This is a genomic window from Laspinema olomoucense D3b (genome assembly GCF_025370785.1).
Lineage (GTDB): Bacteria > Cyanobacteriota > Cyanobacteriia > Cyanobacteriales > Laspinemataceae > Laspinema > Laspinema olomoucense.
On sequence record NZ_JAMXFA010000025.1, the window covers coordinates 61,536 to 88,522 of the forward strand.

Below are 26,987 nucleotides of genomic sequence, written 5' to 3' on the forward strand. Positions count from 1 at the left end.
TAAAGAGCAACGACTTATGGCTTGGCAACCCGGAGAACAATTACTCAACGGTAAGTACACCATCGAATCCCAACTCGGCCAAGGCGGCTTTGGGATTACCTATCTCGCTCGGGACGATCGCAATCGCCCTTTTGCCATTAAAACCTTGGGGCGAAAAGCTCGCTTTACTCAGGAACTCGCTCAATATAAGGAAGAATTTCTCAAGGAAGCAGACTGTTTGTCGCGCTGCATTCATCCCAGTATTGTGCGACTTGAAGAGGTGATTGATACGGACTCCCTCTGCTGCATGGTGCTTGAATACATTAATGGTACGCCTCTGGCCCAGTTAGTGAGGCAAAAAGGCCGATTATCTGAACGGGAAGCATTATTTTATACATATCAAATTGGGGATGCTCTGCGCCTGGTTCACGAACAAGGCTTCTTACATCGAGATGTCAAGCCGATGAACATTGTCTTACGCCAAGAGCGATCAGATGCGGTATTGATTGATTTTGGATTAGCCCGGGAGTTTTCCCAGGATGGGGTAGACATTCATCCCAAACAAGGGTCGCGGGGATTTGCCCCTCTGGAACAGTACGATCTCCGAGCATTGCGCGGCGCTTATACGGATGTATATGGATTAGCGGCTACTTTATATTCCCTATTAACAGCTAAAGTCCCCCCATCGGCCAGTGCTCGCGATCGCAGTTGGGTCAAAAACCAAACCGACCCCTTGCTCCCCCCAAAAACTCTCAATCAGTTGGTGAGCGATCGCGTTAATTCAGCTATTCTTAAGGGGTTGGCATTAGTCCCGGAAAATCGCCCCCAGTCCATCAAGAGTTGGTTAGAATTACTCTCAGACGGCGCATCGCCTTTCTCCCCCCAACCCGGTGAGATGACACCCGCCAGCCCGGAAATCGCCAGTTCCGTCTCAGCAGTCGGCATGGACTATACGACCCTAGAGAGCCTCCTCGCTGCCGGTCAATGGCAGGAAGCTGATCGCGAAACCGAGGCACTGATGCTGCGAGTGGCGGGTCGAGAGGCAGAAGGCCGCCTCAACATCGAAGATGTCAAACATTTTCCCTGCCGAGACCTCCGCACTCTCGATCGCCTCTGGACCGAATATAGCAATGGACATTTCGGCTTGAGCATCCAAAGACAGATTTGGAGCGAAAGCGCAGAAGACTACGAACAATTGAGCGATCGCCTCGGATGGCGAAGCGATACTGAATGGGTTTCTTATGCGGACCTGACCTTTGATATTACCGCACCCATCGGACATCTTCCCAGTTGGGGACGGCGCGGTCGGTTATGGTCATTTTTAGCCACCCGCCTAAAAAAATGTAGCCTCTAAAGGAAAATTTCACCCCAGGGTGCATCCTTGAGATCTCCCCTAATTCCTACCCAATTGATCCCCGTAATTTCCCCCAGGCGATCGCCGCGTCCCAGATTGGGTATTCAACCCTGAGTCCTCTCCACTCCCCCCTACTCCCAAAGGTCAACCCAGATCATGCCCAGGTTAGGTACAATTTTCTACACAGCCCTTCTGGGCTATTCCAATCTTGCACAGCAGTAGCTTCCTCTGCTTTCTCAAAAACCATGAACCCCGAGCCAAACCCTAACTCGTCCAATCCCAACCCTAGAGACAACTCCTCTTCCGGTAACCCTTCACAGAGAGGAAACAACCCCATTACTCCCGAACAACCCCTGGACTCGATGGGGAATGCCACCCCTGAACTCCAGCATATGTCCAGTTATAACCGGGTCACCAGAGAAGGGGTAAGCTCATCGGACCTATTATCAGAGTTGGATGAATACCAACAGAACCTGGGAAGACAACAGACCTCGGGGATCACCTTACCCTCCCTGGAGGACGACCCCCTCCCTAGTAGCCCTGGGGGAGTTCTAGTTTTAGTCGCGATCGCCCTGATGGTCTTCGGTCTGGCGATCGATAATATCTTCCTCGGGTTCGCCGGTGCCATTGCCACCTTTGCTATTTCCCTGCGTATCATCTGGCCGAACTGGAGTCGGATTTGGATCCAGTTGGTCCCTGATCCTTGGCGTGCTGTTGTGATTGCTTTTGTGGGAGTGCTCACGGGGATCATCGGCCTACTGATGCTCAGTGGATCCAATAAGGAACCGGGAAGCCGGAATATCCAGATTAACTGGGAGGCGATCGGGGCGGTTGGGGAAATCGTCGGTGCGTTGGGTCAAATCTTGATTGCCATTATCGCTGTCTATGTGGCATGGCGACAGTATGTCATTTCCAAAGAACTGACCATTCAGCAAAACCGGATTACCCAACAACAAACCATTGATACCTACTTTCAAGGGGTATCTGACTTAGCCTTAAATGAAGAAGGATTGCTAGAAGACTGGCCTCAAGAACGGGCGATCGCCGACGGCAGGACTGCCGCGATTCTCGCCAGCGTTGATAGTGAAGGGAAAGCCAAAATTATCCGATTTCTCTCCCAGTCTAAACTCTTGACCCCCCTCATGCGCGATCGCCATCTCGGTCGTCCCATCCTCGACGGAGATGGAGGCTACGCAGAAGACCGGGTTGATGGAGTCCGCGTCATCGCCCTCGGCGTGATGTTAGCGGGTGCTGACCTCTCCTCCACGGATCTACGTTGGACTGAATTGACCGAAGCTAATCTCGTTCGCGCCAATCTCCAAAAGTGCGATTTGGTCAAAGCCAATCTCTCCCGGTCTCTGTTGTATGAAGCCGACCTTTCTAGTGCGGACATCAACGGGACTCGGTTCTTCTACGGACCTGTAGAAACCGCTTCTCCGCGCAGTCGGACCAAACGGCCCAATTATCAAACTGGGGAACATACCGGCGCGGTCATCGAGAAAGCCAATTTCTCTAAAGTTGAGCGGATGTCTGAAAGTCAACGCTATTATATCTGTGCCTGGGGCGGTTCCCAAACCCGACAAACTGTCCCGGGGGGGTGCGAAGGCATTCCTAATCTCTTAGGCCGATAAAGCGACACCCGTTAATTTTTAGAATCAGCCCAGGCGATCGCCTTGATAACGAAGAGTGCGCGATCGCCGTTGTTAACCTCCTACCGCCTTCCCTATTCAAAAATAATCCGAGGGCAAAATCCCTCGTTTTTTCCGCGCTTGCATCGCTTTTTCTAACAGGTCTAACAGTCCCGGTGCTTCTTCCTGTAATGTTAACAGGAGCCGTTCTCCAATATCTTCATCCCCCGGGTCCTTCCCTGTTTCCATGACGGTTTTAAGCCGAGGCATGGCAATATCATCCACAATTTGAATTAATCCACTCAAACAGCGATTAAATTGTCTCTCGGTTAATAGGGAATCTTCTAAGGGAAATTCAATAATAGCTCGGATTTCTCCATCGGTCGGGTCATATTCCCATTGCAGCATTTTGGTTTCCCAGGAAATACATAACATGGTTTGGAGAATGGACTCTTTGTAAGGATGTTGGTTAATTCCCGATATGACTTTCGGCGCAAACAATTTGAAAAATTCTCCTTCTTCATCGAGTTGAATCACGATGGGGAAACTTTCCAGGTTTTCTGCTTGGACGCCGGTGATAATCCGATGATGTTCTGGATCAACCTCATATTGCCAAGCCCGGTTGTCAAGATAATCGGCGATTTGTTGGAGACTCGCGCCCATATTAACTCCCTTTGATTGCAGATTGGAATGGTTACGTTTATCTATTTATCTATTCTATTAGCCACAAAAAAGACAAACCCGAGAGTGCCTCTTTTATCCTAGCCGGAACAGGGGGATCATGAGCGGGCGATCGCTACCTTGTCCCCGGTTGGGTTTACTGCACCCTGTTAAAGATTGGGTTCTGACTCTTGTTCTAAGGCGATCGTCTTTCCGGTTTCAGAGGCTAGACGCGCAGCATCAGCAACTTTGAGGGTATAGAGACTGGCCCTGGGGTCAATATATAATGGGGTCCCTTGGGTTAAATGATCCAGGACCATCTGGGTATCTTTGGCAAATAGCCCCCGCCGGGTCCCTACTTCAAGGGGGCTAATGTCACCTTCCCGCACCAGTTGACCCTGATCTCCATCAAATATCAAGGTTCCCTGACTTCCATGCACTTCTAATTTTCGTTCGCTGGCGCAAAAGATTTCTCCTTTGCCATAGAGGACGGAAGCGATCGCCCCGTTGGTAAACCGCAACTGAGCGCTACATAAACAAGCCCGAAAATACTCCGGTTCGGTTGGCACCTCCCAAAACCGGCTTTGACAGCTTACTGTGGCAACTTGTCCCAAGACATCTGTCAGGCGATGCAGACGAGAGAGGGCCGCAGTCAAGGGAAAGCCCAACAATTCTCGGTTATAGCTCCATTTGCGCCCGACCAACTCTTGGGGGTTGAGGGTACTGTACCGGGCATAGGCGACGTCCCCCACTTCGGACCAGGACTGTTTCAGGGCCTGATGAACTCCCCCCAATAGTTCGATATGTTCCACATGAAGCAGCCGTTGCCTTGAGGTTGCTAAGGCGAGCAGGTCCTCAGCTTCTGCGGGATCCAGACAGAGGGGATATTCAACGACGACATGGCAATCGGCTAATAGGGCCGCGCGAATGATTGCACCGCGATCGCGATTGATATTGCAAACAATCACCAAATCTAGGTCCCCCCTGGCAATTAAGTCTTGCCAGGAGTTCATGGCAGTGCTCTGATGGAGTTGGGCAAATTCTGCGGTTTTTTCTGGAGTATGTCCCGCTACGGCCACTAAGCGCGATCGCTCATCCTCTTGTAGGGTTTGCCCTCGGAGTTTTGCCACAAAACCTGTACCCACGAGACCTACCCGAATCGGGAGGTGGGTGATGGGGACTAGGGAGGGCGATCGGTTCGTACGGGGACTAGAGGAAGTCGTCACGGTCTGAGTTTGCTTTCTTCAATAAAATCGATACTACTCTAACTTTTCCCCTGTGGATACCCGCCCTAACTTTCCTGTGGGGCCTTCTTTAGGTATAAGTAATCAGGATTAAATTAGAATTTTTTATAATAAATTTTGTTGGTATAAAGGAGCAACCGGGTGTTGCAACCTTTGATTTTTCCCCTAATATCAGAGAAAGGCTGATCCTACCCGCAGACTGGCGCGTTAATCAAGGCGTGACCTCTGCATTAGCAAAACTTATAAGCCTGTCGATTATCTGGAGAAGATCACTAAATGGCAACTTACAAAGTCACCTTAATCAACGAAGCCGAAGGTCTCAATCAAACCATTGACGTGGAAGATGATACCTACATTCTCGATGCTGCGGAAGAACAAGGTCTCGATCTGCCCTATTCCTGCCGTGCTGGTGCTTGCTCTACCTGTGCAGGCAAAATTACCAAGGGTACTGTTGACCAGTCTGACCAGTCTTTCTTAGATGATGATCAAATTGAAGCTGGTTATGTCTTAACCTGCGTGGCTTACCCGAGTTCTGACTGTACGATTCTGACTCATCAAGAGGAAGAACTCTACTAAGAGAACTCCCCCCCTTAAAATTTTCTCATTTTCAAGAAGTAGGGGCGCACCGTTTGTGGTGCGCCCCTATTGTTGATCTTAGGGGGTTGGGCAATCTCTGGAGTGGCAATAACTGGCAGGGGATTGATCCCCCATCGGGTGTTGCTGCAACCACCCCGTTCAAGGGTTTAGGGAGCTAAGGGATCGCGCCAAAAGATAATATCCTCAGAAACGGGTTGAATTTCGGTGCCGGGATAGTAGAACTTGAGTATGCGATCGCTGGTCCATCCTAATTTCGCGAGTCGATGGGAACCACTTTGGCTCAATCCCACCCCATGTCCAAATCCCCCCCCAACAAAAACATACCCCTTGAAGCTTTTATCCTCTCCATACATCCGTTCTAGGTAAAAAAATGTACTTAACGGTGCCCAGAAGGCTCGCAGGATTTCATCTTTCACCAGTTTGACGGACCCCTGGTCTGTGGTGACATTAACGGCGATCGCTCGACCGGCATTGCTTCTTTCCACCACTTCCACCGCCTGAATGGTCTGGAAATTGGCCTGGGGATGCTGCTTCTCCTGAAGATAATCCTTGAGGTTTTTGTTCATTTGCGCCAGAGTGCTAACTTCGCGCCACCGAAATACATCCCACTCTTCTTCATTAAACCCTTTGTCCAGGGTAATAAACCGGCGAAAGTTCTGCTCGTTGGCTAAACTGTCGCGGGATAAGTCCCAAACGTTGCCTACGGAGTCGAGGACCGCTCTCAAATACGGGCGATCGGCACCATCCCACATATCCTGGAAAGGGGCGGTGATCCCCCCGGTGGTGGAGGAATACAGGGCGTCAATTAATTCATTGTTATAAGTGAGCACTTTCCCGGCAGTGGCGGCGATCGCGCGATCGGACCGCTCCCAGGTCTCTCCAATTCCTTTATAAACCTGGCATTCTGTATTGGCACATAACTCGTAGTTATCGATCACAAATCGTCGCAGGTTCCGCAGGACATAGGTCCGAGCAATAATCGCCTGAGCTTCTACTGCGGTATAAGGTGCTTCTGCGCCAATTTCATGGGGGACGACTCCCCGTAAATACTCTTCAATAGGGACCTTATTAACGAGGGTAAAGGTGCCGTAGGCATTGGGTTGAACTCGCAGTTTCCCGGGATACACCGTGGGGTTGCGGTCCTCTTTTCCTCGGCTAACCTGAATCCGATCCTTACCCGCCCAAATTTCTAGGCGATCGCGATTATAGCGGAACCCCTCAAAGACCCAACTGGGTTGGGGTTTCTGCTGCACGATCGCCGTATCTAAAAAGGCTGTTTCATATCCTTCAGCTTGCAGATTTTGCAGCAAGAACCGCCGCAATAACGGGGTCCCATAGACCTCGCGCTTGGCCCAGACTTGCCAGCGTCCCGGATGGGCAATTTCTACCTCAATCCCCTTGTTTCGCCATTCATCGGCATTCTGTTCCGCATTCTCGAAACTGCGATGGGTACTCAATACCAGCCGTTCTTCCAGGATGGGTTCGGCTAGGGGTTTCATGATGATTTCTAGCTGCATCTGGCTCACTTCCTGGGTTTGAGGCGTCCCATCACCCCCCTCAAAGCGCACATAGAGGCGATCGCCCTCTTGGGCTTTCAGAATGAGCTTATCTGTCGGTTTGCTGCCAAACCGCTGCACAACCCCTATCTCCAGTTCTCGATTCTGCACCTGATTGGCGCGTACTACTTCCCCGGGCAGGCCCCAGAAGCACAGGACTGTGAACACCACCCCAGATATCCGCCCTAACCATTGGCCCCCCATCCGGTTCACCGTTGGAGTGACAGGAGTCGGTTTTGGTCCCCCAAACTGGCTGATAGCTTGACTAGGAGTATTTCCCGGGCGATCGCTGAGGATTTGGGCATGGACCCCCGCATTCCGTTCTTGATATGCTGTTGATTTCACCGTTCGATCCCCTTTGGTTTCGTTTAAATATCAGATCTAAAGTCTCGACAATGGCCTAATTTTCCTTACCCAGCAAGAATTTCACACCCTTAACCTCGTCGAACTGGGCGATCGCCTTGCAAGGCGATCGTTAATTTTATCCCCTCATATTCTGGTCAAAATCCCCCTAACTTTCAACCTATTTTCCCCCCATCCCCCAGTACGAATGTCATTTGTCCTTGGTCATTTGTCATTTGTTATTTGTCAAAGGACCAACGACCAAGGACCAGTGACCAACGACCAATGACCAACGACCAGTGACCAACGACCAATGACTCCATCCCCCTTGTTGCAACTCATACTCATTCCGACTATGATATAAGAAAGCCACCTAAAACCCAAAAATCACAATTATGAGAGTCCAAGAAATTGCGATCGCCAAGATTCGGCGTCCCTTACCCCGCCAGAATGACCAGGCAAAAGTACAGAAGCTGATGGAGTCCATCCAAGAAATCGGATTATTAGAACCAATTGACGTGTTAGAAGTAGAAGGGGAATATTACGGCTTTTCTGGTTGTCATCGCTATGAGGCTTGTCAACGCCTAGGCTATGAAACCATTCGCTGTAACGTGCGTCGTGCTCCGCGATCGGTGCTAAAAATGCACCTAGCCTGAGTCAATGTATCCGATAGAGGCGGTACAGTATTCCCTCAAGGGGGCGGTTGCCAGGTTTCTGGACCTTTCTGTGTTCCCCCGCCAGCAGGGTGTTCTCAAGAAACCCGCCTTCCCACCCCTACTGTACCGATGCTGTAGTCATCCCGTTAACAATATACTCGTTCTAAAGGAGACCGAATCATGGGAAAAGATAAAGACAAAGACAAAGATAAAGACAAAGATAAAGATAAAGGGTCAAAAATCAATACCGGCATTAATGCAGAAGACCGGCAACAAATCGCAGAAGGATTATCACGACTTCTCGCCGATACTTATAGCCTCTACTTGAAAACCCATAATTTCCATTGGAATGTTACCGGACCAATGTTTCAGACATTGCACGTGATGTTTGAGACACAATATACCGAATTAGCTTTAGCCGTGGATGCGATCGCCGAGCGGATTCGGGCTTTGGGATATCCAGCACCCGGGACTTACAGCGAGTTTAGTCAGTTAAGCTCCATTGAAGAAACCCTCGGAGTTCCGAAGGCGAAAGAGATGATTCAGTTGTTAGTTGAAGGACAAGAAGCCGTAGTGCGGACTGCTCGTTCTGTTTTCCCCACAGTTGATGCTGCAAACGATGAACCCACCGCTGATTTATTAACCCAGCGGATGCAAATTCATGAAAAAACCGCTTGGATGTTAAGAAGTCTACTGGAAGAATAAAACATCGGTTAAATCCTGCCAACTCGAAACCATAAATCGGGTTTCTAGGTGAGGCATTACATACAAACCGCGAAGATTCCTTCGCGGTTTGTAATATGATGTTCAAGATGACATTAGATTGATCAACTCGAACTCATGAGTGATACTCCAGACGCCAGCCAACAATTACAAGGGTTAATGCAACGGGTGGGAATCTCCAGTTTTCGCTCGCTCGCTCGTCAAGCCGGGGTGTCTCACTGGCAAGTGAGGCAACTGCGCCAGGGAAAGGCGTTGCAGATGCGTGTAGAACCGTTGCTGGTGCTGGCTAATGTGCTACAAGTCACCCTATCCGAGTTATTAGTGAGATGTGCTGGAGTGGAGGCCGTAGAACCCCTTGAGCCGAGTTCGACGGTGCAAGCGGAATATGAGCGCCTTCTGGTGCAGATGCAGCAACAACGGGAGACGCTGTTGCAGGAATTTCAACTCAGCAGTTTAGATATTTTAGAGTCCTGGTTGCGGAATTGGCCTACTGCTGCTTATGCTGCTACCCAAAATCCGAACTTGCCTGCGGTGCGTTTGCTGCCGTTGGTACATCCGGTGGAACGGTTGCTGCAAGAGTGGGGAGTGGAGGCGATCGCCTCCGTGGGTTCGGACATTCCATACAATCCCCAGCAGCATCAGTTACGGGAGGGAATGGCTCAACCCGGGGAACTTGTGAGAGTCCGCAGTACCGGGTATCGCCAAGGGGAGAAGCTGCTTTATCGAGCCGAGGTCAGTCCCCGACAGGAACAGGGATGAGGGAGAAATTAGCCTAGAGGTCTGATGGAGGGGATGGGATTGAGCCATCGGAGGATTTCATCTTTGAGGCGAACGGGTTCGCGATACATTTCTTGGCGGACCCATTGGGCGATCGCATCAAAAGCCGAGAATTCCGTCCCCGATTTCCAACCCGGGTCTTGACTTAAGGGTGTGAGATGATTTCCCGGGATAGTGAGCATAGATACCAGGTCAGGAAAGCGCTCTTTCATCACAGGAAATAACAGCAAAGTTTGATCCAGGGTATCATCTTTAAATTTGACAATTAGATTCCGCTTAATTTGATACTCTCTGGCAATAATTTGGTTAGTTTCTTCTGGGGAAGGAGTAAATTCAACGGAGAAAGCTGTCGGCAATTGGCCTCCCCAAGCTGTGGGTAATTGTTCCACTAATTCTAAGAAAGGAATGGAACGACGGGCGGGGTAATTATTATAGGAAATGAGGATATTCCCAGCGCGATCGACGTCAAATAAACTACCGATTAGTAAGTGAAGTTTACAACCCATGCTATGACCGATTCCATAGATGGGTAGATAGCGTTGAGGCAATTTACCAGACAGGCGCAATTGTTCCACACACCACTCGAAACGGTCCAGGATATCAGAGGCGATCGCACCGTGGTCGAAATTACTAACAAACGGCGTAGCGATAATCGCATATCCTTGGAGACTGAGTTGTTCAAGTAACCATCGATAGGTCACTTGAGGCGCTGCCGCCAGGAACGCGCCCCCCAGGAAATGAATAATGCCCCTTGTCCGGGGAGGAATATGGACCCAATTACCGGAAATTTCTTGCCAATTCATGCCTAAACTCTATAAAAGTGCAGTTATTCCCTAATTTTAGGCGATCGGCAGGGTGACTTCCCACTCCACAGGGTCTCATCCGCAATTCGGTGGTTGGTGGCGTGACAATTTCAGCCCCAAACTCATGAGTCTGGGGACCGCTATAATGGGTGAGATTTAAAATAGGTTTACTGCTTATCTTCACTCTTTTTTAGGTGGAGGTTCAGGTGATGTATGAGTTGAATTTTGCGTAAATATTACCGATTGAAACGGGGAGATTGGGCTATACTGGGGAAGAGAATGCCTTGGGGCGGCCCCTATACTGTAAACCCAGATTACTCAACAGCCAACCTTGGCAAAACCCTCGGAGGCATTCCCAAACCGTTCAGGAGAAAACCGTTATGACTCCCGCAATTCAATCCTTGACTGAGATTACCCTGGAAGACTTCTTGCAGTTACCCGAAACCAAACCTGCCAGTGACTATATCAATGGAGTAATTTATCAAAAACCAATGCCACAAGGAGAACATAGCCGATTACAAGCTCGTCTTTTATCCTTAATTAATCAACTTGGTGAACCTCAGAACTTAGCTTCTGCCTTTCCCGAGTTACGCTGTACATTTGGTGGGTCTGCAATCGTGCCAGATATAGCAGTATTTGAATGGCACAGGATTCCCCGAAAACCGAATGGCAGAGTGGAAAATCGATTTACAATTGCACCGGATTGGACGATTGAAATTTTGTCGCCTGAACAATCTGCAAATCGGGTCATTCGGAAAATTATGCTATGCCTCAATCAGGGTACAAAACTGGGATGGTTAGTCGATCCAGAGGATGAATCGGTATTAATTTTTAAACCCAATCAAAACCCTGAATTAAAAACTGGAGATGATGCGTTACCCGGTTTAAGTGTATTAACCGATTGGCAATTATCAGCCCAAGATTTATTTGGATGGCTGTATTCATAGTAAACATAGGAGGAAATAGGGCTGGCGCTTGCTTTCCAAAAACGAACCTAATCTGTAGGGGCGACGCGAATCGCCTCTACAAATATAAATGATTATCTCCTTCCCCGCATTAAAGCAGAATCGGATATTCTGCCTGTTTTAAGGAGCTTTATAAAGTGGAAATTCTGGGTAAATTAAGTTTTTATTGATTAAATTTTAAAAAAATTTCTAGTTTTCACAGAGAAGAAATAGTGTTCAATATAATCTCTATACTCTTTCCTATTTCAGGCAAAATTACAAAATGAGGGTTTTTAGCAAAAAAGAGGTAAGATAGGTTGTAGGGCAAAAGCCCTCCCACTGAGAACACCCTCAAATTAGTGCTACTACAGAAAAAAAGTGCCACGGATCTTTGATAATATTGAGTTACACCTCCACTCAGCCCTTCGAGACACGCTTAAACTCTCGTATCGGGCAGATTTTTGCGTGGGTTATTTCAACTTGAGAGGGTGGCAAAAGATAGATGATTTGATTGAGCGTTATGTTGGGGGAGAGGGGTCTTGCTGCCGTCTGTTGGTGGGGATGCAACGTCTGCCGAAGGATGAAGTTCAGGCAGCTTTTACCTTGGGTCCTAGTGAGGGAAAAATTGATAATAGTGGAATTTTGCGGTTTAAAAAACGGATGGCGGCTGAATTTCGTCAGCAGTTGGCGATCGGCGCACCGACGAACGACGATGAAGCGGGATTACGCAGGGTTAGTTGTCAAATTAAAGCCGGAAAACTGGTCGTTAAACTATTTTTAGCCCACCCCCTTCATGCAAAACTGTATCTGATTCATCGGCAAGATCCAAATAGTCCGATTGTGGGATTTTTAGGCAGCAGTAACTTGACGTTGGCTGGATTGCGATATCAGGGGGAATTGAATGTTGATGTTTTAGATTTTGATGCTTGCCAGAAGTTGCAAAAGTGGTTTGATGATCGCTGGGAAGATTTTGGCTGTATTGATATTTCTAAAGAACTGGCGGAAATTATTGATGAAAGTTGGGCTAGGGAACAACTGATTCCACCGTATCATATTTATTTGAAAATTGCTTATCACCTCTCTCGGGAGGCGATCGCCGGACTTTCTGAGTTTCGGATTCCTCGGGAATTTAATGGTTTATTTGACTTCCAGAAAGCAGCAGTGCAATTGGCTGCCCGTCATGTTACCAAGCGGGGAGGGGTTTTGGTTGGGGATGTTGTCGGTTTGGGTAAAACTCTGGTGGGAACTGCCCTAGCGAAGATTCTCCAAGAAGATTGCCTGTTAGAAACTCTGATTATCTGCCCGAAAAACTTGGTTAAAATGTGGCAAGATTATGTAGATAATTACCGTCTTTATGCTAAAGTATTACCGATTAGCCAGGTGCAAAATAAACTGCCTGAGTTACGCCGGTATCGGGTGGTTTTAATTGATGAAAGTCACAACTTGAGAAACCGGGACGGGAAGCGGTATCGCGCCATTCAGGAATATATTGCGGCGAATGAAAGCAAGTGTATTTTTCTGTCCGCTACCCCTTATAACAAAACTTATTTAGATTTATCTTCCCAATTGCGGTTATTTGTTTCCGAGGACCAAAACCTGGGATTTCGGCCCGAGGCACTGTTGAATGAACTCGGAGGCGGGGCGGTAGGAGAACTGGAATTTATCCGCCGTCATCAATGTTCGGTACGCTCTTTGGCGGCTTTTGAAAAGAGCGACCATCCGGATGATTGGCGCGAATTAATGAAGCATTACATGGTCCGCCGAACTCGTTCGTTTATTAAAGAAAATTATGCTCAAACGGACGGCGAAACCGGGAGAAAATTTTTGAAATTTCCCGATGGAAGTCGTTCTTATTTTCCCGATCGCGTTCCAGCTACTCTCAAATTTCAGCTTGATTCGGCTGACTCCAATCCCTATTCGCGGCTGTACTCCGAGGGGGTGGTGGATGTGATTAATGCCCTGACATTGCCTCGGTATGGATTGGGAAATTATATCCAGAAAAAACAGAAAGTTTCCCCGACGGAAGCGGAACAACATCAACTGAATGCTCTATCTCGTGCAGGGAAGCGGTTGATGGGATTTTCGCGGACTAATCTCTTTAAACGCTTAGAAAGTAGTGGCATTGCTTTTATCCAGTCTCTAGAACGTCATATTTTGCGGAACTTCATCTATTTATATGCCATTGAAAATCAGTTAGATATTCCCATTGGGACTCAGGATGCGGAGTTGTTGGATACGCGCAATAGTGATGAGGATTCGGATTCGGTGACGGCGATCGCACTGGAGACGGACACCGAAGAAGGGGAGAACCCCTATTTAGAATTGGAAGATTTGTTATCCCTCTCGCAAAAAATTTTCAAGCAGCGAGCACAGGCGGTTTACCATGACTATGAAACCCGCTACAAACGGCGGTTTAAATGGCTCAAAGCGGCTTTATTCGATACCAAAGCCTTGAAACGGGACCTATTAGAAGATGCGAAAGCCTTGATTGAGGTGTTGCAAAAGGGTGGCGAGTGGCATCGGCAGCAAGATAGAAAATTCGCAGCATTGGTGGAGTTGTTAACCAAAACTTATCCCCAGGAAAAGGTGCTGGTTTTTACTCAGTTTGCGGATACGGTACGCTATTTAACGGACAATTTAAACGCCCTCCAAATTCCAAGAGTGGCGGGGGTTACGGGTCAATCTCCAGACCCTACGGAATTGGCAAATCGCTTTAGTCCGGTGAGTAGTGGGAAAGTGGATAACATTAGCCCGGATCAAGAATTGCGGGTGTTAATTGCGACGGATGTTTTGAGCGAAGGACATAACCTGCAAGATTGCGCGATTATTGTTAATTATGATTTACCTTGGGCGATTATTCGACTGATTCAGCGGGCGGGACGGGTAGATAGAATTGGGCAACAAGCTGAAAAAATTCTCTGCTATTCGTTTTTGCCTGCGGAGGGAGTTGAACAAATTATTAATCTGCGGGGACGCCTGAAGCGTCGGTTACAGGAGAATGCGGAAGTGGTGGGAACCGATGAAATGTTTTTTGAGGATGATGATTCAGGGGTTTTGCTTGACATTTATAATGAAAAATCTGGGGCATTAGATGGGGAAGAAGATGGGGAAGTGGATTTAACCTCTGAAGCGTTCCAAATTTGGAAAAAGGCGACGGAAAATAATCCAAGTTTGAAAAAGACAATTGAAGAAATGCCGAACGTGGTGTATTCCACTCGCGCCCACAGTCCAACGCCGGTACAGCCGGAGGGGGTTTTATTGTACATGAAAACGACAGAGGGTAATGATTCTTTAATTTGGGTGAATCGCGAGGGAAATAGCGTGACTCAATCCCAATTGGGGGTGTTGCGGGCGGCAGCTTGTGACGAATTCACCCCGGCAATTTCCCGTGATGAACAGCATCATGAATTAGTTAAAAAAGGGGCGGATTTGTTGGCGGCAGAGGAGAAAAACTCTGGGGGTCAGTTAGGGCGACCTTCTGGGGCACGTTTCCGCAGTTATGAACGGTTGAAACGGTATGCCCAGGATAAGCGAGAGGCGGCTTTTGTTACCGATGAATTGGTGAAAGCGATTGATGAAATTTACCGCTATCCCCTGCGGCAGTCGGCAACGGATACGTTGAATCGGCAGTTGAAAAGTGGAATTAGCGATCGCCACCTGGCGGAGTTAGTGGTAGCATTAAGAATGGATGGCCGATTGTGCATTGTCAGTGACGAAATTGAAAAGCGAGAACCGCAAATTATTTGTTCTTTAGGATTGTTTCAGGAGGGATAAGATAGGCGGATAAAAAAGCTTAACCTTTGTTTTAAGTCGGTTTACGGATTGACCCAAATCCGGAAATGATGTACCCCACTGATTAATGTTCTGAGGAAACTAACGATGACGATTGACTTTCAAAAAGCTCGCCCCCTTTTACAAGAATTTCAGTTTAGCGATTTGTTCGTTCAGCAATTAGGATGGTCCTACCCTGCTGCGGATAAAAGCGTCAGAATGGAAGTGGAGGGGCAAGTCTACTCTAGATCGCCCGTTGCGGAACTGTCGGGGGTGGGTGTTTTTGAAGTCTTAGCAGAGAATGGGGAAATTCCCAATGCCACGGCGCGGATGGCAATTTATAAAGAAATTGCGGAGTTGGTTCGGGAAAATATGTTAATTTTTGTGGGTAAAAATCGGACTCAATGTGTTTGGTATTGGGTGAAGCGAGATGGGAATAAACTGTATCCTCGGGACCATGTTTATGTTAAGCGCGAACCTTGCGATTTGCTGTTAAGTAAGATTAGCGCCTTATACGTGAGTTTGGAGGAATTGGAATCCCTCTCGGTGATTGATGTTGCTCAACGGTTACAGGCAGGATTGGATGTTGAACGCATTACTAAGAAATTTTTTGAAGACTTTAAGCAACAGCATCTTGAGTTTTTAAGTGCAATTCGGGGGATTGACAAAGAAGGCGATCGCCGCTGGTACACTTCGGTTCTGCTTAACCGTTTGATGTTTGTTTATTTCTTGCAGCGCAAAGGATTTATTGATGGAGGAAAAACCCTCTATCTTCAAGAAAAACTCACGGAAAGCCAGCAGCGAGGGACCGATTTATTTTACCGGGACTTCCTGCCTGCCTTGTTTTTTGATGGGTTTGCTAAACCTGTGGACCAGCGATCGCCTGCGGTGATGGCCCTGATTGGGGATATCAAATATTTGAATGGGGGACTATTTCTCACCCATCAAATCGAACAAAACTATCCCGATATTGCAATTCCTGATGAGGCTTTTGAAAAGGTTTTTGCTTTATTTGCAGGCTATTCCTGGAATTTAGATGATACCCTGGAAGGCAAAGAAAACGAAATTAACCCGGCAGTTTTGGGGTATATTTTCGAGAAATACATTAACCAAAAAGCCTTTGGGGCTTATTACACCCGGGCAGAAATCACCGAATATTTGTGTGATAAAACCATTAATAAACTGATTTTAGACCGCATTAATCAAGCCAATGCACCGCGTCAGTTTGAAACGATTACCGAACTGTTAACCAAACTGGATGCCAAACTCTGCCGTCAATTGCTGGAAGAGATTCTTCCCACCCTCAGTTTATTAGACCCTGCCTGTGGTTCCGGTGCGTTTTTGGTGGCAGCCATGAAAACGCTGATTTATGTCTATTCTAATGTGATTGCTACAGTTAAAGTTAGAATTACGGACCATTATCTCAATACCTGGTTAACTCAAGTTGAAAGCGAGCATCCTTCGCTTAATTATTATATCAAAAAGCGAATTATTACCGATAACCTCTATGGGGTGGATATCATGGAGGAAGCCACGGAAATTGCTAAATTGCGGCTATTTTTAGCTTTGGTTTCTTCCGCCCATAATGTCAAGGAATTAGAACCTTTGCCGAATATTGATTTTAATATTATGGCGGGAAATTCTCTGATTGGCTTAATTCGGGTGGATGAAACCGGGTTTGATGCGGTCAATTCTGGGACGAAGGGAAAAGGCAAAAAGAAAGATTCGGAACCCGTTGCTTTCCAGGGAAATTTGCTGCAACCCTTGGCAGCAAGTGCTTATCAAAAGATTTTAACCGATAAAAATGATTCGATTGATTTATATAAAAAACACGCTTTTCAGCCTGGGGAACAAGAGGGAACCTCTCAGGAGTCGCGGCTGTTAATGTTGCGGGGTCACATTGAACAGTTAAATCGGGAATCTCAGGATAAGTTAAATCTATTGTTATTGGATGAGTTTAGCAGCCGCTTAGGGATTAAGTATCAGGAGGTGCAAATCTCGGGGAAACCTAAGAAGCGGGTATTAAAAATTGATGACATTGCAGCATTGAAGCCGTTCCATTGGGGATATCATTTTGATCGCGTCTTGCAACGCGGGGGATTTGATGTCATTATTGCCAATCCGCCTTGGGAAATCTTTAAACCCAATGCTAGAGAATTTTTTCTCCAACATAGCGAATTGGTGAATAAAAGCAAGATGGACATTAAGGCATTTGAGAAAGAGCAAAGTCAAATTCTGGAGGATCCAAAAATTGCGGCAGCTTGGCTAGAATATCAAAGCCAATTTCCTCACTTGAGTGCTTATTATCGGTCTGCGGAACAGTATCAGAATCAAGTTTCTATTGTCAATGGCAAAAAAGCAGGGACAGATATTAACCTCTACAAACTGTTTTTAGAACAATGTTTTAATCTGTTACGTCCGGGGGGAGAATGTGGAATTATTATTCCTTCGGGAATTTATACAGACTTAGGGGCTAAACAGTTGCGAGAAATGTTGTTTTCACAAAGTAACATCGATGCACTATTTGGACTCTCAAACGAAAAATTCATTTTTGAAGGAGTCCACCACAGTTTTAAGTTTTGCCTAATTACGTTTGCTAAAGGTGGAGTAACTGATTCATTTTGGGCGGCATTCCGAATCCATCCCCGTGAAGCGATTAGAATCAACCAGTTAGATACATTTCTAAATAATCCAGATGAACATCTAGTTATTTCTCTACCTTTGGTTCGTCGGTTGTCTCCGGACTCGCTTTCCGTGATGGAGTTTAAATCGGATGTCGATATCCAAATTGCGGAAAAAATGCTCAAGTTTCCTTTGCTAGGCGAAAACATGGCGGGAAAGTGGAATTTGCGGTTAACTTCTGAATTCCACATGACCAATGACAGTTATTTATTTAAGCAGCAGCCAGGGAAAGGTAAATTCCCTCTTTATGAAGGGAAAATGATTCATCAGTTTACTCACCTGTATGCTGAACCCAGGTATTGGGTGGATGAGGGAGAAGCTAGAAAAGCCTTATTAGGAAAAAAAAGTACAGATAATAGTCAAAAGTTAGATTATCAGTGTTATCGCTTTGCATATCGGGCAATTGCTAGAAGTACCGATTCTCGTACTTTGATAGGGACAATACTGCCTAAAAATGTTGTTTGCGGTCATTCTCTTAATGTTGCCTCAGCTATTGAAAATAACCAGTATATGCTGTTAATTTGTGCTGTATTAAATAGCGTATGCTTTGATTTTGCATTGCGTCAGAAAGTTTCCGCAAATTTAACGCTGTTTTTCCTTTACCAAACCCCAGTCCCGCGATTAACCGCAGCCGATCGCTTCTTTGCGGAAATCGTCGATCGCGCTGCCAAACTTATCTGTACTACTCCAGAATTTGACGAACTGGCGCAGGAAGTGGGGTTAAGTTCGCACCAAGACGGCGTAACCGATGAAGGCGATCGCGCCCAACTGCGGGCAGAACTTGACGGGATAATCGCCCATATTTACGGACTAAATGAAGAAGAATTTACCTATATCCTCAGTACCTTTCCCCTAGTTTCTGAATCCGTAAAAGAGGCAACCTTAGAGGCCTATCGTAATTTTGCCCCCCTATCCGGTGACTCGGAAATCATCAACTTAATCACCCAAGGAGAAGGTCATCAGTTAGAGTTTAAATCCACCGCCCGTTGGAATTTACGGGAGAATAAAAAAGACAAAGCAATGGAACATGAAATCGTTAAAACCGTGGCCGGTTTTCTCAATGCCAGCGGCGGTACATTATTAATTGGCATCAATGATGACGGCGTACCCCTCGGATTAAAGTCTGACTATCAAACCTTGAAAAAAAGTAGTCCCGATGGATTGGCACTGTTTTTAAATAACGATTTACTCCTGCGAGAAATTGGCAAAGAGTGCGGCACATTGTGGGAAATTACCGTCCATCAAGTCTCCGGATTTGAACTCTGTCGCGTGGTGGTTCAACCTTCCCCTAAACCCATTTATGTCAAAGTTAAAGACAAAGCAGGGAAAGAGGAAGATTGTTTTTACCTTCGCAGCAATAATTCCACAGTCAAACTCAGCCTAAAAGAAGCAGTTGAATATGCAAAGACGCGCTGGGGGTAAGGGAAAAATTTATGAGGGAACTCCAAAAAATAAAATCTCCAAAATGTTCGTTCGTAGGATCAACGGAGTAGGGGCGCAATGCGCAGGCCCAAAAGAGGGCCTGCGCATTGCGCCCCTACATATAGGTTCGTTTTAGCTGAACGTTTGGAGGATTTATATTTTGTAATCCCCTGATGCAACTCCCTAACTCCTACCCACTGCCTCGGCAATATTTCCCAATCCATTCTCCTCTAATTTCTGCACCAATCCTGCTAAAATGCGCCGGACCATCCAGGGTCCTTCGTAAATTAAACCCGTGTAAATTTCTAACAAACAAGCACCTGCTGTTATCTTTTCCCAAGCGTCTTCAGCCGTGAAAATTCCCCCGGTGCCGATGATTGGCAGTTGTCCTTGGGTTTGTTGATGAATATAGCGGATAATTTCAGTCGATCGCCCTCTTAACGGTGCACCACTCAATCCTCCCGCTTCTTCCGTAACCGGGTTTCCCGTTAACTTAATGGTTTGGGTTTTTAATCCATCCCGGCGAATCGTCGTATTCGTGGCAATCATCCCCGCTAGTTGATAGGTTTGAGCCACGGTTATCGCCTCGGAAATTGCTTCCCATTCCAAATCTGGGGCAATTTTAACTAATATCGGTTTAACCCCTTGATTTTCCTGTTGCAAGGCGTCTAAAATCTCCGCCAGTTGTTTTCCTTCTTGCAGCGATCGCAATCCTGGGGTATTCGGTGAAGACACATTCACCACAAAATAATCCCCGAACTCTTTCAACAGCCGAAAACTGCCTAAATAATCCCCTGGTGCTTCTTCTAAAGGAGTAATTTTGGACTTGCCTAAATTAATCCCAATAATCGGCTTTTCTGAAGTAACTTGTCCTTTATCTTTATCCGCAATCAGGCGTTGTGCTAAAGCTTCTGCACCATTATTATTAAATCCCATGCGATTAATAGCGGCTAAATCTTCGGGTAAGCGAAACATTCGGGGACGAGGATTACCCGGTTGAGCATGAAACGTCACCGTCCCGAGTTCAGCAAACCCAAACCCTAAATTAGACCAACTTCCCCCTACTGAACCATTCTTATCAAATCCCGCAGCTAATCCAATGGGATTGGGAAACTTAATGTTCCAAAGAGTTTGTTCTAACCGGGTATCAACAACCGTAGAACTGCGATTTAATTGGGACAAAATCGTGCTAATCGTGGCGCGATCGCGATTCCGATTCAACCACTCCATCACCTGCATCGTTTGATGATGCCACCACTCCGGATCCGGTTGCACTCCTGAAAAAATTAGCGGACGTAATAGAGTTTTATAAATATCCAAGGTTACAGATGTTAGGTAATTTTAAAAGAGTTTTAGGAGGGTTGACGTCAACATTGGGACCCCCCCTAGCCCCCCCTTGCTAAGGGGGGGGACCGGAATATTTCTTGTCCCCTCCCCTTGGCAAGGGGAGGGTTAGGGTGGGGTTCTTCTTACCAGGAGGGGACCCCCCCTAACCCCCCCTTGCTAAGGGGGGGGACCGGAATATTTCTTGTCCCCTCCCCTTGCCAAGGGGAGGGTTAGGGTGGGGTTCTTTTGACCCGGGAGGGGACTGGAATACCTCTTGTCCCCTCCCCTTGGCAAGGGGAGGGTTAGGGTGGGGTTCTTTTGACCCGGGGGAAGACTGGAATACCTCTTGTCCCCTCCCCTTGGCAAGGGGAGGGTTAGGGTGGGGTTCTTCTTACCAGGAGGGGACTAGAATACGGTTTCTTGAGCAACCTTCCGCTTTACCGTTCCGCCACAGCAGCTTGTGCTTGTTGCATTTGCGGCTGGAATTGGAACAACGAATAGACCACATTCCGACGAATCGCCGTCATCATGTCCAGGAACAACTCATACCCCTCACTCTTATACTCCAACAACGGATCTTTTTGACCGTAACTCCGCAACCCAACCGATTCCCGTAAGGCATCCATTTGTTGCAAATGTTCCCGCCAAAGGGTATCAATTTGTTGCAGAATAAAGAATCGTTCCGCTTGTCGCATCAATCCCGGTTGAATGCGATCGACTTGCGCTTCTTTCATGTCGTAAGCAATCCGGATTTGTTCATGAAGGAAGGTTTTAATTTCGTCAATGGATAAGTCTTCCAGTTGAGACGGTTCCAAATCCGCTAACAGATAGACAAACTCTTTAACCTTATCCACCATTTGATCCAGTTGCCATTCTTCCGAGGGTAAATCGGGGTTAACATAAGCTTCCACGATATCATCCATCGTTTGTTCGGCGTACTTAATCACCTGTTCTTTCAGGTCTAACCCTTCCAAAACTCGGCGACGTTCGGCATAGATGGCGCGACGTTGGTTGTTCATCACCTCGTCATACTCAAACACCTGTTTCCGGATGTCGTAGTAGTAGGTTTCCACCTTTTTCTGTGCGCCTTCTAGGGAACGAGTCAGCATTTTAGACTCGATCGGCATATCTTCTTCCACGCGGAACATATTCATCATGGATTCGACACGCTGACCGCCGAAAATCCGCAATAAGTTATCCTGTAAACTGAGGAAAAATTTGGTAGAACCGGGGTCACCTTGGCGTCCGGCGCGTCCCCGTAATTGGTTATCAATCCGGCGAGATTCGTGCCGTTCAGTCCCGATGACGTGCAGTCCACCGAGTTGAATCACCTCTTGATGTTCACTGCTGGTAAACGCCTCGTATTCTTCGCGAATTCGGTTGTAGATATCCCGGAGTTTTTGAATCGCAGGGTCATCGGTGGGGGCTTTTTCCGAGGCGACTGCCACTTTATCTTCCGCCTCTAATTCCGCCAGCTTCCGTTCTCCATATTGTTGGACTGCAAACTCTACCGCTTCCTTGAGTTGCTGTTCCGTTTCCCGAGAAAGTTGGGTGGGGAAAATTTGCGGTGATACTTTCCAAGTTTTCACTTTTTTATCAGAAGTTGCCGCAAACCCTTCCGGTTTATTATTGCGGGAATCTGTCCCAGCAACTTTTAGGGCATTCATATCCCCCTCTTCCTCCGGTCGCACAATGCGAGGCAGCAGATATTCTCGCACTTTCAGACGGGCCATATATTCGGCATTACCCCCGAGAATGATATCGGTTCCGCGACCCGCCATATTGGTGGCGATCGTCACAGCACCCTTGCGACCCGCTTGGGCCACAATTTCCGATTCCCGTTCCACGTTTTCCGGTTTAGCATTCAGCAGGTTGTGAGGAATCTCCAGTTGATTCAGCAGTCTACTGAGTACCTCAGATTTTTCAACGCTGGTGGTTCCGACCAACACCGGACGTCCCGCTTGGTGCATTTCCGCACATTCTTGGGCGATGGATTTCCATTTTCCTTCCTCACTTTTATACACCACGTCGGACATATCTCGACGCTGGAGCGATCGGTTGGTGGGAATCACGGTCACTTGGAGGTTATAAATCCGCTCAAATTCTGCCTCTTCGGTTTTGGCAGTTCCGGTCATCCCCGCTAACTTAGGATACAACAGGAAAAAGTTTTGATAAGTAATCGTCGCCAGGGTTTGAGTTTCCGGTTGAATTTCCACTCGTTCCTTTGCCTCGATCGCCTGGTGCAATCCATCACTCCAGCGCCGTCCGGGCATCACCCGTCCGGTAAACTCATCCACAATCACCACTTCATCCTGACGGACGATATAGTTAACATCCTTGATAAACAGTTCCTTGGCTTTAATTGCATTAAAAATATAATGCGCCCAAGGATCTGCCGGGTCATACAGGTCCGTCACCCCCAGCAATTCCTCAGCTTGGGCAAACCCTTCATCCGTCAGCAGGATATTTCGGGCTTTTTCATCTACTTCATAATGCTCCTCAGCATTCAACGCCATCGCAATCTCCGTGGCGCGGGTATATTTCTCCGTGGGGCGTTCAATCTGTCCAGAAATAATCAAGGGGGTCCGTGCTTCGTCAACGAGCACCGAATCCACTTCATCGATGATGCAGTAATTGAAGGGACGCTGCACCACCTCTGCCATCGAGGTTGCCATGTTATCCCGCAGATAATCAAACCCGAGTTCAGAGTTAGTACAGTAGGTGATATCGCAGGCGTAGTTTTTCTTGCGTTCCGTCGGGGACATTCCTTGCTGAATCAGTCCCACCGATAACCCGAGGAACCGATGCACTTGTCCCATCCATTCCGCATCTCGTCGGGCGAGATAGTCATTAACGGTAACAGCATGGACGCCTTTGCCATTTAATGCGTTTAAGTAAGCCGGTAAAGTAGAAACGAGGGTTTTCCCTTCCCCGGTTTTCATTTCGGCAATCTGTCCCTCGTGCAGGATGGTCCCCCCAAGCAACTGCACATCAAAATGTCTCATCCCCAAAACTCGCCTAGCGGCTTCTCGGACCACCGCAAAGGCTTCGGGGAGGATGTCATCCAGGATTTCTTTTTCTTGAGCGATGGTTTTGGCTTTGGATAGCTGTTCCTTGAATTCTGCTGTCTTAGCCGTTAGTTGTTCATCGGTGAGGGCCTGGATTTCTTCTTCAAGGAGATTGATATCAACGACGATGGGTTGATATTTTTTTAACTTGCGTGCGTTGGGGTCGCCTAGCAGATTTTTAAGCATATCAGGACAGTAGCACTACTTTTAAGAGGGTTTGATTCAGCCAGTTTTATGTCCCGTATTTTACACAGCTTGGCTGACGGGAGTTTGAACTGATATGAATTTTATCATTTCTACCGAACGGATGAGGGAAGATGGGGGATTGTCATTGGTCATTGGTCATTTGTCATTTGTCATTTGTCATTTGGTGGTTGGTCCCCCTGCTCGTGACGCGGCGTGCCGCCCCCTCACGAGGACCCATCTCCTGCCCCTCTCCATCGTCCCCATCCTCCCCATCTTCCCCAACAACCAATGACCAATGACCAATGACCAATGACAAATCACTCCCCATTCTCCCACTCAGGGGTTAGGCTGCGAAAATTGTATTGCTCACTCCCGGGATGGCATTGGATGCAGGTTTTGAGGGTGAGGGACTCGGGGAGTTCGACTCTCGGATGGAGGGCTTTGAAATAGTTGGAGTCGCGGATGCGATACGGGAGGGGAGTGTCAGGAGTTTGGAGGCGGGAGAAGACTCTGAGGTAGTTCCAGATGACGAGACGACCCGGATCGACCAGGGGTGGGATTTGGATGCCGTAGTGGTTGGTGTCTTGGATGATATCCCGCCAAGTTTCAGTTGGGAAGATGGCTGGAGGGACGCCAATATGGCAACTGGCGCAGTTATTTAGGTAGAGTTCTTGTCCGAGTTGCAAGGTTTCGGGCACGGGATCTACGGTGGTGATGGGAGGCGGTTCGATCGCCTCGGCGAGTTGCCAGGAGATGACAACACTCCAAAACAGGAGCAATAGAAACAGGACGAAGGGCGATCGCACCCCCTGCCGCCGGAGGATTTTTGTTCTTATAAACCTTAATATCATGTTCATCATGGAGCGCAAATTGATACCTCAAGCTAGAGGGATGGATGCTGGAACCTAACTGAATAGCCTCTGGTACTCAATACTCCATCCATCCCATTTAACCGTTAAGGAATGGAAACCGATCGCAAGAGTTGCTCCACAATGGTTTTAGCACGACGTCCTCCGGAAGGAATCAGGCGGTGGCAGAGGACATGAGGGGTTAAAAATTTGACATCATCAGGAACAGCATAATCTCGACCCTCCAGAAAAGCCAGCGCTTGGGTAGCGCGTTGCAAGGCGACTGCACCCCGGGGACTGACCCCTAGGGTGATCTCCTCAGACTCTCGGGTAGCGCGGACTAAATTGACGATGTATTGCTGCAAGGAGCGATCGACCCGTACCTGAGAACAAAGGCGCTGTAATTCCAGGACTTCATCCAGTTCCAGGCAGGGTTGCAAATCCCGAAAGTTTGACCCTTTGTGTTCCAGGCGCTGCAACATTTGCAGTTCTTCAGCTTCACTAGGATACCCAATGGAAAAGGACAGCGTAAAGCGGTCCATTTGGGCTTCCGGTAAGGGAAAGGTGCCTTGATACTCAATCGGGTTCTGAGTCGCAATCACAAAAAAGGGATGGGAAACGGTCCTAGCAAGGCCATCGACAGTGACTTGTTGTTCTTCCATCACCTCTAATAAGGCAGACTGGGTGCGGGGGGTGGCCCGGTTGATTTCATCTGCCAGGAGAATATTGGTAAAGACGGGACCGGGAAGAAATTGAAACTCGCCCTTATTGGGATTCCAGATATTAGTCCCAGTGATATCGGTAGGTAAGAGATCCGGGGTACATTGGATCCGTTTAAAGTCTCCAGCGATGGAACGCGCCAGAGATTTAGCAATCAAGGTTTTGCCGACGCCGGGGACATCTTCGAGCAAGGCATGGCCCCCACTGAAGAGGGCCACGAGTACGAGGCGAATGGCATCGGTTTTGCCGACAATGGTTTGACTGAGGTTGTGGGTTAGTTTTTCTACACGGTCTCTCATAATTCGCTCAATATCACCCAGAGTTATCTTGGTAAGCGGGATTTATACGGAATCCGGTTGTGATAGGTCTATCAAACCCCACACCCTCAAGGGTCTGGCTCTACGGATGAAGCCTGCGAAGGCAGGCTCAAGAAAAAATCGACTTTTAACAACCGGATTTGGTATGATTTCGGACTCGATGATCGGGCATGGAGAACAGATCCCTGTTACCAGCTTACGGTTAAACTGGGTGATACTCAATGCTGGTCCTCATTACTCTGTAAAAACCCAGTATGAAGAGCCCGCCTGCGCGGGCTATGTCCGTAGAACCCCACCCTTTCCTTACGGAACGCTACACGAACAGGGTGCGGATATTTCTGGGCTACTCCTGGGCACTTAATAGGGTTCGGGCGGTGTCGCAGTCGGTTTGGATTTGGGCTTTGAGTTGGTCTAAAGAGTCAAATTTTTGTTGGGGACGCAAAAAATGCTCTAGGTGCAATGTCAAGCTTTTCCCATACAAATCCCCGGACCAATCTAATAAATGCACTTCGACGGTGGGGGTAGCGATCGCATCGACGGTGGGACGAGTCCCGATATTCAGCGCACCCATCAGCCCGTTTTCTTGATTAAGGCTGGGTAAACCATAAACCCGAACCGCATAGACGCCGTGGCGGGGTAGAAATTTTTCCGGGGGAAGTTGCAGGTTAGCCGTGGGAAATCCAATGGTTCGGCCAATCTGCTGTCCATGCACGACTTCTCCGATCAGGCTGTAGGGGCGGCCCAGAATGGAGTTGGCTTGAGGAAGGTTGCCTTCGAGGAGAGCTGCACGAATGGCAGAACTACTAATGCGATCGCCGTTGGCAGTTTGTAAGGGAACGAGGTGAACTTTAACCCCGTGACGAGCGGCGATCGCTCTGAGTTCGGTGACAGTCCCTGAGCGTTGCCGCCCAAAACAAAAATCTTGCCCCACACTAATCTGTTGAGCGTTTAGCTGTCCCACCAGAATCTCTTCCACGAAGGCTTCCGGGGTCATATTGGCTAAATCCTGGTCAAAGGGCAGCAAAACGAGCTGTTGAACCCCGATTGCTTCTAAATATTTGACCTTTTCACTCAGGGGGGTTAACAGACTACGCCGTTGCCCGGAAAAAAATTCCTGGGGATGGGGATTAAAGGTAACGACGGTTGGATAGGGTTCTAAACTTGTTTCCTCGGCATTATTCACAGATGCCTCGGGGTTGGGGGGGGAATTTTCCCCATAGCTTTCTCCCGCCAGAGGAGGGACAGAAAGCGGCTGACGGCGCAAGGACGGACTTAAAATCGGCTGCATGACCTGTCTGTGTCCCTGATGAATGCCATCAAAATTTCCCAGGGCAACAGAGGCGGGAGTCAGAGCCGTTGTTAGAGAAGAGGTAATCCACACAGT

General features: G+C 47.9%; 19 protein-coding genes. 9 read left to right on the top strand and 10 right to left on the bottom strand.

The features are described from left to right. Window positions 1-16: 16 nt before the first annotated feature. Together NG792_RS18245 and NG792_RS18250 are read left to right on the top strand one after the other, a co-directional pair. Window positions 17-1,333: a serine/threonine-protein kinase gene (locus tag NG792_RS18245; RefSeq protein ID WP_261236321.1), complete on the top strand. Its 1,317-nt coding sequence runs from the start codon at window positions 17-19 to the stop codon at window positions 1,331-1,333. Between the two features lie 245 nt (window positions 1,334-1,578). Next, window positions 1,579-2,964, top strand: coding sequence for a pentapeptide repeat-containing protein (locus tag NG792_RS18250; RefSeq protein ID WP_261236322.1), 1,386 nt, complete (start codon window positions 1,579-1,581; stop codon window positions 2,962-2,964). A 96-nt stretch (window positions 2,965-3,060) separates the two neighbouring features. Here the strand turns inward: NG792_RS18250 and NG792_RS18255 are convergent, their stop codons facing one another. Together NG792_RS18255 and NG792_RS18260 are read right to left on the bottom strand one after the other, a co-directional pair. Next, complete coding sequence (locus NG792_RS18255; RefSeq protein WP_261199567.1) at window positions 3,061-3,624, bottom strand: hypothetical protein; 564 nt, start codon at window positions 3,622-3,624, stop codon at window positions 3,061-3,063. A 167-nt stretch (window positions 3,625-3,791) separates the two neighbouring features. Beyond that, on the bottom strand, window positions 3,792-4,847 hold the full coding sequence (locus NG792_RS18260; protein WP_435387589.1) for a Gfo/Idh/MocA family protein: 1,056 nt from the start codon (window positions 4,845-4,847) through the stop codon (window positions 3,792-3,794). Window positions 4,848-5,141: 294 nt separating this feature from the next. On the opposite strand from NG792_RS18260, the gene NG792_RS18265 reads away from it, so the two are divergent. Continuing rightward, window positions 5,142-5,441, top strand: a complete 300-nt coding sequence (locus tag NG792_RS18265; protein WP_261236323.1) for a ferredoxin — start codon at window positions 5,142-5,144, stop codon at window positions 5,439-5,441. Window positions 5,442-5,608: 167 nt separating this feature from the next. On the opposite strand, the gene NG792_RS18270 is transcribed toward NG792_RS18265, so the two are convergent. After that, window positions 5,609-7,363, bottom strand: coding sequence for a SpoIID/LytB domain-containing protein (locus NG792_RS18270; protein WP_261236324.1), 1,755 nt, complete (start codon window positions 7,361-7,363; stop codon window positions 5,609-5,611). A gap of 392 nt (window positions 7,364-7,755) precedes the next feature. Between NG792_RS18270 and NG792_RS18275 the strand changes: the two genes are divergently transcribed. The 3 genes from NG792_RS18275 (at window position 7,756) to NG792_RS18285 (ending at window position 9,498) form a co-directional block, all read left to right on the top strand. Then, window positions 7,756-8,016, top strand: coding sequence for a sulfiredoxin (locus NG792_RS18275; RefSeq protein WP_261199570.1), 261 nt, complete (start codon window positions 7,756-7,758; stop codon window positions 8,014-8,016). 180 nt (window positions 8,017-8,196) lie between these two features. Continuing rightward, the gene (locus NG792_RS18280; protein ID WP_261199571.1) at window positions 8,197-8,721 is read left to right on the top strand and encodes a Dps family protein; all 525 of its coding nucleotides are present in this window, start codon (window positions 8,197-8,199) and stop codon (window positions 8,719-8,721) included. A 135-nt stretch (window positions 8,722-8,856) separates the two neighbouring features. Then, window positions 8,857-9,498 carry a helix-turn-helix domain-containing protein gene (locus NG792_RS18285; protein ID WP_261236325.1) on the top strand — a complete coding sequence of 214 codons (642 nt, stop codon included), beginning with the start codon at window positions 8,857-8,859 and terminating at the stop codon, window positions 9,496-9,498. A gap of 8 nt (window positions 9,499-9,506) precedes the next feature. Here NG792_RS18285 and NG792_RS18290 read toward each other — a convergent pair whose 3' ends face one another. Together NG792_RS18290 and NG792_RS18295 are read right to left on the bottom strand one after the other, a co-directional pair. Next, window positions 9,507-10,319 (bottom strand): DUF1350 family protein, encoded by an 813-nt coding sequence (locus tag NG792_RS18290; protein ID WP_261236326.1) that lies wholly within the window; start codon window positions 10,317-10,319, stop codon window positions 9,507-9,509. Further along, on the bottom strand, window positions 10,294-10,503 hold the full coding sequence (locus NG792_RS18295; protein ID WP_261236327.1) for a hypothetical protein: 210 nt from the start codon (window positions 10,501-10,503) through the stop codon (window positions 10,294-10,296). The genes NG792_RS18290 and NG792_RS18295 overlap by 26 nt, the downstream gene beginning before the upstream one ends. A gap of 196 nt (window positions 10,504-10,699) precedes the next feature. On the opposite strand from NG792_RS18295, the gene NG792_RS18300 reads away from it, so the two are divergent. The 3 genes from NG792_RS18300 to NG792_RS18310 all read left to right on the top strand — a co-directional run bounded on the left by NG792_RS18300 (window position 10,700) and on the right by NG792_RS18310 (window position 19,138). Beyond that, window positions 10,700-11,266, top strand: coding sequence for a Uma2 family endonuclease (locus NG792_RS18300; protein ID WP_261199575.1), 567 nt, complete (start codon window positions 10,700-10,702; stop codon window positions 11,264-11,266). A 375-nt stretch (window positions 11,267-11,641) separates the two neighbouring features. Next, on the top strand, window positions 11,642-15,037 hold the full coding sequence (locus NG792_RS28975; protein WP_261236328.1) for a helicase-related protein: 3,396 nt from the start codon (window positions 11,642-11,644) through the stop codon (window positions 15,035-15,037). Between the two features lie 105 nt (window positions 15,038-15,142). Next, entirely contained in the window at window positions 15,143-19,138 is a 3,996-nt protein-coding gene (locus NG792_RS18310; RefSeq protein ID WP_261236329.1) for an ATP-binding protein, read from the top strand. A 183-nt stretch (window positions 19,139-19,321) separates the two neighbouring features. Here NG792_RS18310 and NG792_RS18315 read toward each other — a convergent pair whose 3' ends face one another. From NG792_RS18315 to NG792_RS18335, 5 genes are all read right to left on the bottom strand, one after another. Beyond that, window positions 19,322-20,458, bottom strand: coding sequence for a quinone-dependent dihydroorotate dehydrogenase (locus NG792_RS18315; protein WP_261236330.1), 1,137 nt, complete (start codon window positions 20,456-20,458; stop codon window positions 19,322-19,324). Window positions 20,459-20,901: 443 nt separating this feature from the next. Beyond that, window positions 20,902-23,718, bottom strand: a complete 2,817-nt coding sequence (secA, locus tag NG792_RS18320; RefSeq protein WP_261236331.1) for a preprotein translocase subunit SecA — start codon at window positions 23,716-23,718, stop codon at window positions 20,902-20,904. A gap of 317 nt (window positions 23,719-24,035) precedes the next feature. After that, window positions 24,036-24,578 (bottom strand): diheme cytochrome c, encoded by a 543-nt coding sequence (locus tag NG792_RS18325; protein ID WP_261236332.1) that lies wholly within the window; start codon window positions 24,576-24,578, stop codon window positions 24,036-24,038. 95 nt (window positions 24,579-24,673) lie between these two features. Further along, window positions 24,674-25,585, bottom strand: coding sequence for an AAA family ATPase (locus NG792_RS18330; protein WP_261236333.1), 912 nt, complete (start codon window positions 25,583-25,585; stop codon window positions 24,674-24,676). A 361-nt stretch (window positions 25,586-25,946) separates the two neighbouring features. Beyond that, the gene (locus NG792_RS18335) at window positions 25,947-26,984 is read right to left on the bottom strand and encodes a bifunctional riboflavin kinase/FAD synthetase (protein WP_261236334.1); all 1,038 of its coding nucleotides are present in this window, start codon (window positions 26,982-26,984) and stop codon (window positions 25,947-25,949) included. Between the last annotated feature and the right edge of the window lie 3 nt (window positions 26,985-26,987).

What these genes read in the sequence shown, in the direction of transcription:
- NG792_RS18300 (WP_261199575.1), top strand. Translation starts at nt 10,700, where the DNA reads ATGACTCCCGCAATTCAATCCTTGACTGAGATTACCCTGGAAGACTTC.
- NG792_RS18310 (WP_261236329.1), top strand. Translation starts at nt 15,143, where the DNA reads ATGACGATTGACTTTCAAAAAGCTCGCCCCCTTTTACAAGAATTTCAG.
- NG792_RS18265 (WP_261236323.1), top strand. Translation starts at nt 5,142, where the DNA reads ATGGCAACTTACAAAGTCACCTTAATCAACGAAGCCGAAGGTCTCAAT.
- NG792_RS18250 (WP_261236322.1), top strand. Translation starts at nt 1,579, where the DNA reads ATGAACCCCGAGCCAAACCCTAACTCGTCCAATCCCAACCCTAGAGAC.
- NG792_RS18285 (WP_261236325.1), top strand. Translation starts at nt 8,857, where the DNA reads ATGAGTGATACTCCAGACGCCAGCCAACAATTACAAGGGTTAATGCAA.
- secA (WP_261236331.1), bottom strand. Translation starts at nt 23,718, where the DNA reads ATGCTTAAAAATCTGCTAGGCGACCCCAACGCACGCAAGTTAAAAAAA.
- NG792_RS18245 (WP_261236321.1), top strand. Translation starts at nt 17, where the DNA reads ATGGCTTGGCAACCCGGAGAACAATTACTCAACGGTAAGTACACCATC.
- NG792_RS18255 (WP_261199567.1), bottom strand. Translation starts at nt 3,624, where the DNA reads ATGGGCGCGAGTCTCCAACAAATCGCCGATTATCTTGACAACCGGGCT.
- NG792_RS18290 (WP_261236326.1), bottom strand. Translation starts at nt 10,319, where the DNA reads ATGAATTGGCAAGAAATTTCCGGTAATTGGGTCCATATTCCTCCCCGG.
- NG792_RS18275 (WP_261199570.1), top strand. Translation starts at nt 7,756, where the DNA reads ATGAGAGTCCAAGAAATTGCGATCGCCAAGATTCGGCGTCCCTTACCC.
- NG792_RS18325 (WP_261236332.1), bottom strand. Translation starts at nt 24,578, where the DNA reads ATGATGAACATGATATTAAGGTTTATAAGAACAAAAATCCTCCGGCGG.
- NG792_RS18280 (WP_261199571.1), top strand. Translation starts at nt 8,197, where the DNA reads ATGGGAAAAGATAAAGACAAAGACAAAGATAAAGACAAAGATAAAGAT.
- NG792_RS18330 (WP_261236333.1), bottom strand. Translation starts at nt 25,585, where the DNA reads ATGAGAGACCGTGTAGAAAAACTAACCCACAACCTCAGTCAAACCATT.